This is a genomic window from Polynucleobacter sphagniphilus, from assembly GCF_029892205.1.
GTDB classification, from domain to species: domain Bacteria; phylum Pseudomonadota; class Gammaproteobacteria; order Burkholderiales; family Burkholderiaceae; genus Polynucleobacter; species Polynucleobacter sphagniphilus.
The window spans coordinates 67896-81628 of the sequence record NZ_JARXVX010000001.1 but is presented as its reverse complement, the minus strand read 5'-3'; the positions used below and the strand labels follow the sequence as shown (position 1 = coordinate 81628).

20 protein-coding genes are annotated in these 13733 nt (G+C 47.2%); 8 read left to right on the top strand and 12 right to left on the bottom strand.

Annotated features, from left to right (window positions below):
- Positions 1-96 precede the first annotated feature (96 nt).
- Positions 97-243 (top strand): hypothetical protein, encoded by a 147-nt coding sequence (locus tag M2125_RS00460; protein WP_277540358.1) that lies wholly within the window; start codon positions 97-99, stop codon positions 241-243.
- Positions 244-375: 132 nt separating this feature from the next.
- Here the strand turns inward: M2125_RS00460 and M2125_RS00455 are convergent, their stop codons facing one another.
- From M2125_RS00455 to M2125_RS00415, 9 genes are all read right to left on the bottom strand, one after another.
- Complete coding sequence (locus M2125_RS00455) at positions 376-684, bottom strand: high-potential iron-sulfur protein (protein WP_076024061.1); 309 nt, start codon at positions 682-684, stop codon at positions 376-378.
- A gap of 149 nt (positions 685-833) precedes the next feature.
- Positions 834-1049, bottom strand: coding sequence for a hypothetical protein (locus M2125_RS00450; protein ID WP_076024060.1), 216 nt, complete (start codon positions 1047-1049; stop codon positions 834-836).
- Positions 1050-1054: 5 nt separating this feature from the next.
- Positions 1055-1858, bottom strand: coding sequence for a GTP cyclohydrolase I (gene folE, locus M2125_RS00445; protein ID WP_076024059.1), 804 nt, complete (start codon positions 1856-1858; stop codon positions 1055-1057).
- Between the two features lie 14 nt (positions 1859-1872).
- Entirely contained in the window at positions 1873-2244 is a 372-nt protein-coding gene (locus tag M2125_RS00440; RefSeq protein WP_076024058.1) for an MAPEG family protein, read from the bottom strand.
- Positions 2245-2246: 2 nt separating this feature from the next.
- The gene (gene plsY / locus M2125_RS00435; RefSeq protein WP_076024057.1) at positions 2247-2900 is read right to left on the bottom strand and encodes a glycerol-3-phosphate 1-O-acyltransferase PlsY; all 654 of its coding nucleotides are present in this window, start codon (positions 2898-2900) and stop codon (positions 2247-2249) included.
- A gap of 67 nt (positions 2901-2967) precedes the next feature.
- Positions 2968-3360 carry a type II toxin-antitoxin system tRNA(fMet)-specific endonuclease VapC gene (vapC, locus tag M2125_RS00430; RefSeq protein ID WP_280742317.1) on the bottom strand — a complete coding sequence of 131 codons (393 nt, stop codon included), beginning with the start codon at positions 3358-3360 and terminating at the stop codon, positions 2968-2970.
- Positions 3357-3590: an antitoxin gene (locus tag M2125_RS00425; RefSeq protein ID WP_076024055.1), complete on the bottom strand. Its 234-nt coding sequence runs from the start codon at positions 3588-3590 to the stop codon at positions 3357-3359. The genes vapC and M2125_RS00425 overlap by 4 nt, the downstream gene beginning before the upstream one ends.
- A gap of 102 nt (positions 3591-3692) precedes the next feature.
- On the bottom strand, positions 3693-4622 hold the full coding sequence (xerD, locus tag M2125_RS00420; protein ID WP_280742532.1) for a site-specific tyrosine recombinase XerD: 930 nt from the start codon (positions 4620-4622) through the stop codon (positions 3693-3695).
- Positions 4623-4626: 4 nt separating this feature from the next.
- Positions 4627-5112, bottom strand: a complete 486-nt coding sequence (locus tag M2125_RS00415; RefSeq protein WP_076024053.1) for a YajQ family cyclic di-GMP-binding protein — start codon at positions 5110-5112, stop codon at positions 4627-4629.
- 94 nt (positions 5113-5206) lie between these two features.
- On the opposite strand from M2125_RS00415, the gene murB reads away from it, so the two are divergent.
- Complete coding sequence (gene murB / locus M2125_RS00410) at positions 5207-6244, top strand: UDP-N-acetylmuramate dehydrogenase (RefSeq protein WP_280742316.1); 1038 nt, start codon at positions 5207-5209, stop codon at positions 6242-6244.
- Between the two features lie 22 nt (positions 6245-6266).
- Here murB and M2125_RS00405 read toward each other — a convergent pair whose 3' ends face one another.
- A complete protein-coding gene (locus M2125_RS00405) occupies positions 6267-6461 on the bottom strand; it encodes a type II toxin-antitoxin system VapB family antitoxin (protein ID WP_277540371.1) in 195 nt (64 codons plus the stop codon).
- A 54-nt stretch (positions 6462-6515) separates the two neighbouring features.
- Positions 6516-7721: an exodeoxyribonuclease VII large subunit gene (xseA, locus tag M2125_RS00400; protein ID WP_280742313.1), complete on the bottom strand. Its 1206-nt coding sequence runs from the start codon at positions 7719-7721 to the stop codon at positions 6516-6518.
- 314 nt (positions 7722-8035) lie between these two features.
- Between xseA and M2125_RS00395 the strand changes: the two genes are divergently transcribed.
- The 6 genes from M2125_RS00395 (at position 8036) to adk (ending at position 11979) form a co-directional block, all read left to right on the top strand.
- On the top strand, positions 8036-8668 hold the full coding sequence (locus tag M2125_RS00395) for a MotA/TolQ/ExbB proton channel family protein (RefSeq protein WP_280742312.1): 633 nt from the start codon (positions 8036-8038) through the stop codon (positions 8666-8668).
- On the top strand, positions 8665-9111 hold the full coding sequence (locus tag M2125_RS00390; protein WP_083657551.1) for an ExbD/TolR family protein: 447 nt from the start codon (positions 8665-8667) through the stop codon (positions 9109-9111). Before M2125_RS00395 ends, M2125_RS00390 begins: the two co-directional genes overlap by 4 nt.
- Positions 9112-9162: 51 nt before the next feature.
- Complete coding sequence (gene lpxK / locus M2125_RS00385; RefSeq protein WP_280742311.1) at positions 9163-10254, top strand: tetraacyldisaccharide 4'-kinase; 1092 nt, start codon at positions 9163-9165, stop codon at positions 10252-10254.
- A 12-nt stretch (positions 10255-10266) separates the two neighbouring features.
- A complete protein-coding gene (locus tag M2125_RS00380) occupies positions 10267-10446 on the top strand; it encodes a Trm112 family protein (protein WP_076024048.1) in 180 nt (59 codons plus the stop codon).
- A gap of 12 nt (positions 10447-10458) precedes the next feature.
- Positions 10459-11217, top strand: coding sequence for a 3-deoxy-manno-octulosonate cytidylyltransferase (kdsB, locus tag M2125_RS00375; protein ID WP_280742310.1), 759 nt, complete (start codon positions 10459-10461; stop codon positions 11215-11217).
- 96 nt (positions 11218-11313) lie between these two features.
- On the top strand, positions 11314-11979 hold the full coding sequence (gene adk, locus M2125_RS00370) for an adenylate kinase (RefSeq protein ID WP_280742309.1): 666 nt from the start codon (positions 11314-11316) through the stop codon (positions 11977-11979).
- Between the two features lie 148 nt (positions 11980-12127).
- On the opposite strand, the gene M2125_RS00365 is transcribed toward adk, so the two are convergent.
- Positions 12128-13732, bottom strand: a complete 1605-nt coding sequence (locus M2125_RS00365; protein ID WP_280742308.1) for an autotransporter outer membrane beta-barrel domain-containing protein — start codon at positions 13730-13732, stop codon at positions 12128-12130.
- Position 13733: the final 1 nt, after the last annotated feature.

Below are 13733 nucleotides of genomic sequence, written 5' to 3'. Positions count from 1 at the left end.
AGTGTTAGATGGGTGACCAAGCACCAATTCGTCTTGCATCTTTAGGCGCTGCATACCTATAATTTCCTAAACAAACACAACAAAAGGAGATTACCAGTGAGTACAGCAAATATCCCTAAGATCAAATTACGCAATTCAGTGACTGAATGTGCCCAATCCATTCGCAAAGAAAATTTTGGTAAATACCAAAATTACAGCATTAAAGACTGCATCGCCTCGATCGCCGCTTCGAAAATTCAGTAATCGCTTAGGTTGTAATTTAGCTCAAACTAGGGCACTTGCTAGTGCTGGCATGAGAAATCAGCACAAAAAAGCCGCTCAACTGAGCGGCTTTTTCTTACTCCATCACGTGGAGCGCTGAAAACAATCGGCTTATTAAGCCTTTTTGGCATACGCAGAGCACCAGCCAGCATTAGCAACTTGTTTGCCAGCAAACAAGGCGCAACCACCAGCAGCAGAACTAGCAGCACCTTGATAGAGTGCGCATGAACCACAATGTGAACCCGCAACAAACTTAGGATATTTTGCTTTATCCACTTTGGCTGCATCAGCCACATAACCTAAAGCAACCGCCTGGGGATCAGTAGCAGATACCATGGCTTGGGCTTGAACTTTGCTGTTCAAGGCCAATGTACAGGCACCAGCAGCAGACAAAATCATAAATTGGCGACGACTATTTTTCATATGAACTCCAAGAGATTGTAAGAATGATGTTGTGGAACTAAACGCATCATAGAGCAGATGAAATCAGGGTGCTAGAGCTACCCCAAGTAATTGATTTCATTAGATTAATAGTTGAGAACTGTTCTCAAGAATAAATCTATACCACCAGATTAATGCCAACCCTTTAAGTTCATACAAGCAATACGCTGTTTGACATGCACGCCCCCACCGGCCTCAGGGTAGTCTTTGGCGCAATCCAAGGCATCTTTTTGAAAAGTAGCTTGGTTATTTTTAGCCGGGTCCTCATTGACGGTGGGGTAACTTGCACAAGCCAATAGGCTTGCGCTGATGAGTGCCATACCAATGAGTTTGAATCCCTGTTTCATCAAATTTAGCGCTTATCTAAGAGAGATAAAAACTCTCTACGCAAATTAGAATCCTTCAAAAACGCACCGCGCATCACGCTATTGACCATCTTGGAGTCACGATCTTTGACACCGCGCCACTGCATACAAAAGTGATCCGCATCCATCACGATCGCTACGCCAATTGGCTTAATTTTTTTCTCCAGCATGTCCGCTAACTCCACTACCGCCTCCTCCTGGATTTGCGGACGGCACATCACCCACTCTGTTAGGCGTGAATACTTTGACAGGCCTATCAGCGCCGACTCCTTACTTGGTAAGACCCCAATCCAAATGCGGCCCATGATGGGGCATAAGTGATGTGAGCAGGCGCTCCGAACCGTAATCGGACCAATAATCATCAACTCATTTAAGCGGCTCACATTGGGGAACTTGGTCAAAACAGGCTGCTCAACATATCGGCCATTAAAGACTTCTTTGACAAACATCTTGGCCACACGGCGACTGGTGTTTTGAGTGTTGTGATCACTTTTTGTATCAATGACCAAGCTTTCTAAAACCGCTTGCATTTTTTGCGCCACTTCATCGACCAAACCATCTAATTCACCAGGCTGGATAAAAGCAGAAATGTTGTCATTAGCATTAAAGCGCGCTTTTTTTGCCTCAATGCGCCTACGAATCACTACCGATAAGGGTGTACCAGCATCGCTTGTTTTAGTGGTGACTTTCGGGGTCGCTTTGCTTGTGACTTTGGCTGTAACTTTGGCGCTGACTTTTTTTACAGATAACTTAGTAGGCGTCTTCTGAGAGGCCGTTTTGGTGGTGGGCATGTAGGCCTTTTGAATTAAATTTGAAAGAACAGTGCGATGACGCAAGCAATGCCAGCTGCCCAGACCAGCGATCTGGCAGTGGGCCAATTAGCCACATAACAAAGCAAATACGTCATGCGCGCAATCACAAAACCAATTGCCAGCAAATCAATGCGCTCCTGCGGTGCATGCGCTACCGAGGCAATGATCACAGCAGCAAAAAAGAGGGGTAGAGATTCAAAAAGATTGGCTTGGGCTGCATTGGCGCGCGCCCGAAAGCCAGTCTGCTTGGCAAGCCACTCCCGCGGAGCACCATTGTCATAGCCCTCAAAGCCTTTTTTAGCGATCCCTGCAGCCACATAGGGAAGTAGCCCCATAACGAGTACACATGCAAATGCGATGGTCATGCTTAACCCTCCTCTGATTGAATAGATTGCACTACTTTTTTTGCACCAATGCGCGACTCTTTACCAGCCAGCAAATTTGTAATATTGTTGCGATGGCGCCAAATCAGCAAAAGACATACGACTACCAGCGCGATACCCATTGGCTGAAAGCCAAACAAAAACACGAAATAGATCGGGCCAAATATCGCTGCCGCTAGCGCTGCTAAAGAAGAGTAGCGCATAAAAAGCGCCACGATCAACCAGGTGCTCAAAGTAGCTAAGCCCAAAATCCAGTTAATGCCAAAGAGAATTCCACAGGCTGTCGCAACGCCTTTGCCACCCTTAAAGCCATGAAAAAGCGGGAAGAGATGCCCTAAAAACACCGCAATGACTACGCTACATAAGATCCAAGAATTCAGGGTGGAGGTGAGGGAATCACTGCCCAAAATCATCCGCGCTAATACGACCGCAACAAACCCTTTGAGGGCATCACCCAAAAAAGTCAGGGCGGCTGCCAGCTTATTACCCGTACGCAGCACATTGGTAGCCCCGGGATTGCCCGAGCCATAGGTATGTGGATCAGGCAAGCACATGCACTTGCTAACCACCACTGCAAAGGAAACCGAACCAATCAAATAACCAATTGGAATGAGCAAGAGATCGAAATTGAAATTCATGCGGCTATCTTAATCATTTATTACCTGCATCGACTTATCTCCGAACAAGATATGCATTCACTTGCTTCTAGACCCAGTTTTCCAGCCTTAAACCAGGTACCCTTGAAAACTCTTTTTGATTATTAGTTACCAAGGGAAAATTTAAGGCAAGGGCTTGCGCTGCAATCATCGCATCCAATGATCCAATCGGATGCCCAGCCTTTTCAAGCTGGGCCCGCAACTTGGCGTAGGCCCAAATGCATGCCTCGTCAAAAGAAAATATAGTCAGTGGAGCCAGAAATAGCTCCAAGGCTTGTTTATTGGGCAAGGAATCTGTCTTTTCAATTCCAAAGGCCAGTTCTGCTGCCACGATACTTGAGATACCAACCTCTCCCGCAGCAAAATCCTTAAAGCGTTCTATCACTGCTGGCGGTTTTTGATTAATGATGTAAATACAAATATTCGTATCAAGCAAGATCAAGGAGCAATCCCCACTCTTTCTTGTTGCTCTGGCTGATCGCGGGTCAATTGCAACCCAGCCTCAAAACCAGCCAATGATGCCGATATTGCGGCAAACAAGCCATTTTTTGGCAAAAGCAAAACACCGCCGCCAAAATGCTGAACTGTTACTTCAGAGTCGGTAAATCGATATTCCTTAGGCAGTCTTACAGCCTGGCTTCTGCCCGTCTTAAAAACCTGTGCTGTATCCATGACTTAGTCCTTTAATATGATACATATCATTGATATATACTTTACAGAAAAGGGCAAAGCTTTACAAATTAACTTCAGAAATATTTATCACCACCATTGGCTTTAGGTGCCACGTGGATGGTGCTGCTGATGAATCGACTTGAGGCGTTCTCTGGCCACATGGGTGTAAATCTGGGTAGTTGAGATGTCGGCATGCCCCAATAAGAGCTGTACTACCCGCAAATCAGCCCCATGATTGAGCAAATGGGTCGCAAAAGCATGGCGCAAGGTGTGTGGCGATAGTGCCACGGGAATATTAGCTACCGTGGCATAACGCTTAATCAGGGCCCAAAAAGCTTGCCGGGTCAATGCGCCACCAGTGTGACGCCCCACAAATACCGCATCGCTGGTTTTCCCCTCAAGCAAGGGTGTTCTAGCCTCGGCAAAATAACGCCGTAGCCACTGCCCTGCCTCGCCTCCAAAAGGCACCAAACGTTCTTTGCCACCTTTACCATTGACAATGCGCACTACGCCTTCATTAAGACCAATCGCCACGGTTTTTAAGGAGACAATTTCAGAAACGCGTAGGCCACTGGCATACATAAGCTCTAACATCGTGCGATCACGCAGACCCAAAGGGGTATTAATATCCGGTGCGTTCAATAAAGCGGTGACTTGATCCTCACTCAACGTTTTTGGAAAGCGCAGTGCTTGCTTGGCAGCGCGCAAACCAATACAGGGGTCACGTTTTACCAAGTTCATACGTAAGGCATGGCGATAAAAGCGCTTAAAGACAGTCAGGCGACGATTAGCGGTGGTTGCCTTATCAGAACGACGATGGGCAATATAGGCAGTGAGGTCTTTCTCGGTCACTGCATATAAATCAGTCCCACTTTCTTTAAACAACCATTGGGCTAATAGCAATAAATCGCGGCGATAGGCTGACAAGCTATTTTGTGCTAGCCCATCTTCTAACCAACATGCATCACAAAAGCGCTCGATAGCCTCTTGGCTTGCTGGTGCTATTGCAGCTGATTTCTCAACCACAATCATTTTCTTAGTCACGGAAATTATTAAAACCTAATGGCGCTTCTGTTATTTCTTTACGCAATAAAGCCATGGTTTCTTGTAGATCATCGCGCTTGGCACCAGTCACTCGTACTGCATCCCCCTGAATACTCGCCTGCACTTTGACCTTACTGTCTTTAATCACGCGTACGACCTTTTTAGCCAATTCGGTTTCAATGCCCTTTTGGACCTTCATGGTCTGTTTGCGCTTATCGCCGCCAATGGTCTCGGTTTTTTCATCCTTGAGGTAGCGCACATCCACATTGCGCTTAGCCATCTTGCCATAGAGCACATCACGTACTTGACCCAGTTTGAAATCATCGTCACCAAACAAAATGAGGGTTTCGTCTTTTTGCTCTACACGGCTATCAGAGCCTTTGAAGTCAAAACGATTGGTGATTTCTTTATTGGACTGCTCGATGGCATTTTTTAATTCAATCATGTCTGGTTCGCAAACCACGTCAAATGAGGGCATAGCTACTCCTTAATTAAATGCTTTATTAGTGAATGCTTTTCCAAGAATTACCCACTTTTTTTGAGCAAACTTGGAACACGAATAAGATTGTGGCATGAACCGTGCTCAAAATGCGCCCTTGCCAGCAAAATTGCTATCCCATTACGATCTGACGGATCGCAATACCTTTGGCCTGCAATGCCAGGCGCAGTTTGCCTATGAGGTCAGCGCGCCCGAACAATTACCCGCACTCTTGAGCACTATTAAAGATGCCAATCTAGCCTGGAGAGTATTAGGCGGAGGAAGCAATGTCATCCTTCCTGCCAATTTGCCTGGGGCCACATTACTGATCAATATTCCCGGATGTGAAATCAGTAAAAGTGATGTTTCGTATACAGAGGTAATCGTTGGCGCAGGCATGGGCTGGCACGAATTTGTTAGCTGGACTTTAGATAATGATTTACCTGGCCTAGAAAACTTAGCTTTAATACCCGGAACGGTAGGCGCTGCACCGATTCAAAATATTGGTGCTTATGGTTTAGAAGTGGCGCAATTTATTGACTTTATAGAAGCTTATGATGTGCAGGCTAATGCCTTTGTCACCCTCTCAAAAGACGAGTGCCGCTTTGCTTATCGCGATAGCTACTTCAAGCAAAACCCGGGGCGATTTATTGTGACAAAGGTCGCCTTTAAGATTCCGAAGCCGTGGAGCCCTAAGCTGGACTACGCTGAATTGGCTCAGGTGCTAGCGGACATTCAAGATCCTCGCCCACAAGATATTTTTCATACGGTCTGTCAAATTCGTACTAGAAAATTACCAGATCCCAAAGTGATTGGTAATGCAGGCAGTTTTTTCCAAAACCCGCTGGTGCCCCATACTCAATACGAGATGCTGAGTAAGGAATTTCCTGGCCTACCCTCTTACCCAGATCAATCTGGCAATAGAAAGCTAGCAGCTGGTTGGCTTATTGATCAGTGCGGCTTTAAGGGCCAGCGCGTAGGTGCTGTTGGTGTCTACCAGAATCAAGCCTTAGTGTTGGTCAATCATGGTGGCGCTACTGCGCAAGATATTCTCGATCTTGCAAAACATATTCAAGAAACGGTACTGCAAAAGTTTGGGGTGCCATTGCAGATTGAACCCAATATCTTCTGAATAAAGCGCCTATTACCTATTACTAATTACCAGATCGATGAGCAATCTCCTGCATCTGCGGCAATGATCCCCCCAATGCAATTAAGCGCTTAGATGCCTTCATTCGGATAAATGTTTTAATCGCTTTGCTAATGACATCGGAATCATCCATAGCAGGATCGGCAAACTCTAGAGCCTTTTCATACAAGGCATCTTCAATGGTTACTGTTATTTTCATAGGGTCTCCTTGTTCCAAAATAACGTACCGTTATTCGATATTGGCACTTTGGATTTATTGCCCTTGTAATACTTCCGAAAACTGCACCTGCACCTGACCCTCCGCTAACCGAATCTCAAAGCTGGTATCGGTATTGAGCTGCTTGGGATGACGCGCGGCTTGTTTTTGATTGTTCAGAATGACTGCATAACCACGTTCTAGGGTGCGCTGTGGGTTGAGCATTTCTAGTTGAGCAGCAAAGTGGCTTTGATTGCGTTTGAGGTTATCTACACGCACATTCCACGCCTGATTTAAACGTTGTTGCCAATTGGTAATTTGCTCGCGCATACGATCTGGATTGGGCAAAGCGTGATTTAAGCGCAGAGCCAGTTGATCCAAAGTTTGCGCTTCACGTTCGATTCTTTGTGTGGCACGTTGTAAAAGTGCTTGCTCGATTGCGGCTAACTCTTGCAAGAGTTGATCCTTACGGGGAGCGGCTAACTCGGCAGCGCCCGTTGGTGTAGGTGCACGCAAATCTGCAACAAAATCAGCAATCGTGACATCTGTTTCGTGGCCCACCCCACTGACTACTGGAATAGGTGACTGGGCAATGGCATAAGCCAATTGCTCATCATTAAAGGCCCACAAGTCTTCAATGCTACCGCCGCCACGCACCAGCAAAAGCACATCGACAGCATGTTCTTTTTCTGCCGCCTTGAGCGCAGCCATGATTCCCGCAGGAGCATCTGGGCCTTGGACCAGGGTGGGATAGATCACAATGGGAATATGCGGCGCCCTTCTAGCCAAAGTGCTCAGGACATCCTTTAAAGCGGCTGCTTGTGGCGAGGTAATAATGCCAATGGAGCGCGGGTGACTTGGGATATCACGTTTACGCTCGGCATCAAACAAACCTTCATTCGCTAATTTGGCTTTGAGCCTTAAAAACGCTTCGTACAGTCCGCCCATCCCGGCGCGGCGTAAGGATTGCACTGTCAGCTGAATATCGCCCCTGGGCACATACAAACCCAAATTCGCACTCACCTCAACCAAATCACCGGATTGCGGCATAAAGCCAACTTGACTGTTACGCCCTCGGAACATCACGCAGCGGATCTGGCCTTCTTCGTCTTTCAAAGAGAAATACCAATGCCCACTGTCATAGGCTTTGAAGTTCGAAATCTCCCCGCTCACCCAAACGCTATCAAAACGCTCTTCTAAAGAGCTTGCAATGGCGCGGTTTAGATCGCCGACACTGAGGATTTGCTTAGATATTTCCGACATTTTTTCTTTTCATTCCTGTAATTATCAGGCTTTGCTGGCCATATCTATCCACAGAAGCTGATTGGCTCTAAAAGCATGGATTTGAAGTAAGTAGTTACTGACCCCGATCGTCTCATAAATCCAACACATTATTTTCAAGCCATTGTTTTATATCAACAAATATTCTAGATATTGGAGTCTCAATACACCCTTAAAACCCCAACTCCACCATCAATCAAGGACTTACCTCTCTTTGACTAAAAAGTTTTGCACAGAGTTATCCACAGGCAAGCAATCTGAAAGCGGGTAACTAATTGAGCTAAAGTACTGAGCTTATGTACTCCATTCTACTGTCTGCTGGCTGGCCTATTTGGCCCTTATTGATCATCTCCATCGTGGGGCTCGCCATCGTGATTGAGCGGGCCTGGTATCTGCGCCAAATTCACATCCTGCCTAAAAATTGCCTGGAAATCGCTTTTAGCCTCACTGAACAGCTGGCCAATCAAAAAACACTGACCTCAGCAGAAATTACCACCCTCTCCCAACTCTCACCTGCAAGCCCGCTATTAGCATGTGTCTTGCGTGAAAAGAGTGCTGGTCAAAGCGCCCAATCGGCCTTAGACGAACTGCAAGCAAGCGCTGGGGCTGTTTGGCTCAAACTGGATCGCTATCTCGGTGCATTAGCCACCATTGCTACAGTCGCTCCACTATTAGGCCTATTTGGCACAGTCATTGGCATGATTGATATCTTCGGTAGTAGTGGCGGCGCAGCAGGTAGCCCCCAACAGCTCGCACATGGAATCTCGGTAGCCCTTTACAACACTGCTTTTGGTTTACTCATTGCAGTGCCTGCATTGGCGGCTTGGCGTGGGCTAAGGGCGATGGCCAATCATCGTCAACGTGAGTGTGAAGAGTTCACACGGCAAATGTTTAAAAGACTCTATCCAGCTGCTTTGGAAAGACAATGAGTTGGTTAAGCCACCGCCGGCAAAATAGGTTTTCATTAGGAGCCGTTGAAGTTGCTCCTGAACCTGAGATCAATCTCATTCCATTTATTGATGTGCTCTTGGTGGTCTTGATCTTCTTGATGATCTCCACTACTTTTACACACTATCAAGAATTAGCCATTACCCTACCAACCGCAAATGGCAGCGACAGCCAAACAGAGATCAAGCAAATTCATATTGCTGTTAGCCGAGATGGTCGTTACGCCATCAATGGAAAAATGACTGATCGCCTGCAACTAAGCGAAGCGATCAATAGCATTACAAGCAAAGATGCCAATGGAAACATACAAGTTGAAATTGACGCTGATGCTAGAGCACCCCATCAAGCAGTGATGAGCGCCCTTGAAGCAGCGCGTGATGCCAATGTCACCAATATTGTTTTTAGTAGTCAAACTAAAAAATAATGGGCAAAAGTACAGTTCATGCTCTTTTCTAAAAAACCTATAACCGCGAAAATGCAAAAGGCTTTTTTTAAACATGCGCCACGCTTTTGGGAACGACGTGGACCCATCAGCCTCTTGCTATGGCCCCTTTCTTGGCTGTATGGCTTGGGTCTGCGTGCGCGCCAGCTCATAAGCGATCTTGAACTAGGGCAGAAAAAAGGCTTGCCGGTACCCATCATCATTGTGGGCAATATTCGGGTGGGTGGCACTGGTAAAACACCGATCGTGATTGCCTTAGCCACACAACTTGCACGGCTCGGTTGGAAACCAGGGATTATTAGCAGAGGCTATGGCGCGCAATCTTTATCCACCCCCATGCAAGTGACCAAAGAGTCTGATCCTGCCATGGTTGGGGATGAACCGGTGCTAATTGCCAAAAGAACGGATGGGCAATTCCCAATGTGGGTTTTTCCAAAACGCAAGGCTGCGATTGAAGCGCTACTAAAGCAATTTCCAGAGACTAACGTCATCATTAGTGATGATGGTTTGCAGCATGCCGGTCTTAAACGTTGGCCAGCACGCGAAGGTGGCCGCGATATTGAATTGGTAGTGCGCGATGCACGCGGTGAAGGTAATCGGTTTTTATTACCTGCAGGCCCCTTACGCGAACCAAGCACGCGTGATCGTGATGCCACACTCATGACTGGAATGTCAGCTAACAATGCATCCAGGCACAATCTTAACGATGAGTATTTCATGGGTCGTCGTGCGTTCGACTTAAGCACCCATTTGGGACAGCCTTACCAACTCATTCATTCTACTCACACGAATAGCTTGGCAGAAATAGCGCAGGCCTCATTGCAACATAATGTGCTTGCAGTAGCGGCTATTGGTAACCCACAGCGTTTTTTTGATGATCTCCAAAAAGAGGGGATTGCGCTCAAGGGAATTGCACTGGCTGACCATGCGACTTACACAGCCCCATTCTTTGAGAATCTGGCTGCTCAGTACATTCTGATTACCGAAAAGGATGCCGTAAAATGTGCGGGTATACAGGATGAGCGGATTTGGGTGGTGCCGCAGAATTTAGCGCTTCCCGAGGCATTCATTGAATGGGTCACATCCATTTTGCACAGACCAGACCCTCAGGGCTACACTTTATAAAACGGAAACAGCATGGACAAACGTTTACTTGAAATTTTGGTTTGCCCTTTGTGCAAGAGCCCATTGCATTTAGCTTCCTCAAAAGAGGAGCTCATTTGTAAAGCCGATCGCCTGGCATACCCCATCCGCAATGACATCCCCGTCATGCTAGTGGATGAAGCACGTAGCTTGACTGCTGATGAGTTGGTTTAAGCGCTCATTTTGATGAGTCAGTCCCCTCTGGAATTTCTCGTAGTTATACCGGCCCGCTTGGGTTCTACGCGCTTGCCGCGCAAACCTCTTGCTGACATTGGCGGTAAACCCATGGTGATTCGGGTGGCAGAGCGAGCAAAAGCATCGCTGGCCCAAAGCGTCATTGTGGCAACGGATTCACCTGAAATTGCCCAGGCATGTCAGGAACATCGAATTGAGTGCTTGCTCACTAGCGCCGATCACCCTACTGGTACCGATCGCATTGCCGAGGTAGCACGCCTACTCAAACTCCCTCCGCAAACTTTAGTCGTCAATGTGCAAGGTGATGAACCTCTCATTCCACCAGAGCTGATTAATCAAGTAGCCCAAACACTAGCCGATCATCCGGCATGCGCAATTTCTACAGTAGCCGTTCAAATCTGTGACCCAGCAGAAATTGACAATCCCAATGCGGTCAAAGTCGTCCTCAATAAGGCAGGTGAAGCGCTTTATTTCTCCAGGGCACCGATTCCCTTTGTGCGAGATCCCAATACATCAACAAGCCACTTACGCCATTTAGGCATTTATGCCTATCGGGCTGAGTTTTTGCAGGCATATACGCGCCTAGACCCGGCTCCTCCAGAGCAGGCTGAGGCCTTAGAACAGTTGCGCGCCCTGTGGAATGGCTATCGCATTGCTGTTCATACTGCCTCAGAAGCCCCGCCAGCAGGGGTGGATACCGCCGAAGACCTCGAGCGCGTTCGGCAAATCCTGGGTGATTTTCCGGCTTAAAGGGTCTCTGGCACTTCTCGGGGATAATCCTAAGACTTACGGGGTCAAGATCCCAAAAAAATACGAGACAATCTAAGGTCTTCAAAGGGGAAAACAATGCGGTTAATTCTGCTCGGTGCACCAGGTGCTGGCAAAGGAACACAAGCTCAGTTCATTTGTGAAAAATTTGGCATTCCACAAATCTCAACAGGCGATATGTTGCGTGCCGCAGTAAAAGCAGGCACTGAATTAGGTATTGCTGCCAAGAAAATTATGGATGCAGGCGGACTCGTTTCTGACGACATCATTATTGGCTTGGTAAAAGACCGTCTGACACAACCTGATTGCAGTAAGGGTTACTTGTTTGATGGCTTCCCACGCACCATTCCTCAAGCGCAGGCAATGAAAGATGCAGCCGTGCCCATCGACTATGTCCTAGAAATCGATGTACCGTTTGATGCAATCATTGATCGCATGAGTGGTCGTCGCGTTCATCCAGCCTCAGGTCGCACTTATCACATCAAATTCAATCCACCCAAAGTGGCAGGTCAAGATGATGTCACAGGCGAACCATTGATTCAGCGTGATGACGATCAAGAAGAAACGGTGCGCAAGCGTCTGCAGGTTTATAACGATCAAACCAGGCCATTAGTGGAGTACTACTCTACTTGGGCCACCCAAAGTAGTGCGACTGACACGGTAAGAGCGCCAGCCTATCGCAAGGTAAGCGGTACTGGGAAAGTGGAAGAGATCACAGCTTCGATCTATGCTGCTTTGAAGTAATCAGCATAAAGCCAAAAAAAGCCTGCGGTTGGTTTCGCCGACTTTTTTATTAACGATTGAAAAAATATTAAACACAAAGTGGGGCTTAGAGATATTGCTGCATAAGAATTCTTGAGGGGGTGGCGCCCACCCCCTCATGTCAGCATTTCTAAAATAACTTCAGTAATCTGATCGAGCCTTGGTAGAAAGAATAATTACTGGAAAACTCGGTTGAAATTGCAGCAGACAAACTAAGGTCTTTCTGTAATTCATAATTAGCTGAAGAAATCTCAATCACCGTGGCGCGTGCGTTCGTCAAGGCGATTGGCATACCAAATTGGTAACTAGGGGCGGACTGCGTAGCTAAATTTAAATTCGATGACTTACCAAAGTCATACTTATAACCAATGGAGATTGCACCCAATTGCTTCTGATTTGATGGATCCATTAAATAGTATTTTGCACCGAGAGTCGCAGGAACTGAAACGTAATTCATTGAGGACGAATTTAGACCTGCACTGGGATTTCCATTCGCACCAGTAGCAGATTCATTCATCCCAGTGAAAGCATAGTTTGTGACAGCCACATTCAAAAACCCATCTAGATTTGACAGGGCATTAGTCAATGGCAACAAGCCCAGAGCATTAACCCCGTAAATATTCACACTCGTATTACCAGTAGCGCCCTGATTACTAGCTGTCACCCCAGAAATCTCCCCCTGGGAAAGGTTCTGTCGAGTATTACTGTATTGATAGTTACCCAGTACAACAGTCCCAATCAACTTCACCGTATCCAATTGAAGCTTCTTAAAAATCCCAAGACTTACGCCCAACCCATTACCACTTCCATCTGAGCCTGCTGAATAATTCGCTGAGCTCACGTTAGCATAAATCCCACCGGGCTCATCCTTACTGCCAAATAAATTACCCATTAGGTTTAATCCCCAAAAGGAAATGTTTTGACGTGCCCCGGAAGATTGACCAATTTGATCAACTGAGCCTCCCTGGAAGTAGAAGGACGATTTGATCGTTGCGTCATTGCCGTCTTCGATCAGCGCACTTGCATCGCGAATACTGGCCTCATTTGCACGAATGGTTGTATTCATGGGTCCTGACATCAGACCAGCGGGCACCTGATTAGATGCGCCGGGAGCATAGGTATAAAAACCCGGGGATGCTTGCGTAGCTGATGACTGACCAAAACTAGTAACATAACTGCCGATAGGCGCAAAAGCAGCGGCAGTCTGCCCAGTAGTGGAGACAAAACTACCGGCTGGCGCAAGTGTTGGAGCGCTTGCACCTGTATTAGCAACATAAGTTCCCACTGGGGCTTGCAGCGCAGCTGACATACCAGTAGTGGGGGCATAAGTTCCAGGTCCAGCTGGTATAGCAGCAATTGCACCGACGCTAGGTACAAAATGTCCAACTGGGGCCAAAAGGGCCGCAGTCAGACCAGTAACGGGGGCGTAGCTACCAATTGGTGCCGGTGTTGGAGCAGACGCGCCTGTGCCGGGAACATACGAGCCAACTGGGGCCAAAAGGGCCGCAGTCAGACCAGTAACGGGGGCGTAGTAACCAGCTGCTGCCGGTGTTGCAACGGTTGCCCCTGAAGTTGAAACATAAGTACCGACGGGAGCTGGAATACATCCACCAGGTGCTGTATCTTGGCCAGTTGAACTATAGGTCCCAGGGGTACAGTTGACTGCATATGCCCCACCGGATGCAGACATAGCAAGCAGAAATAGGCTTAGTGGTGAGGGTTTACTGAATTTCATA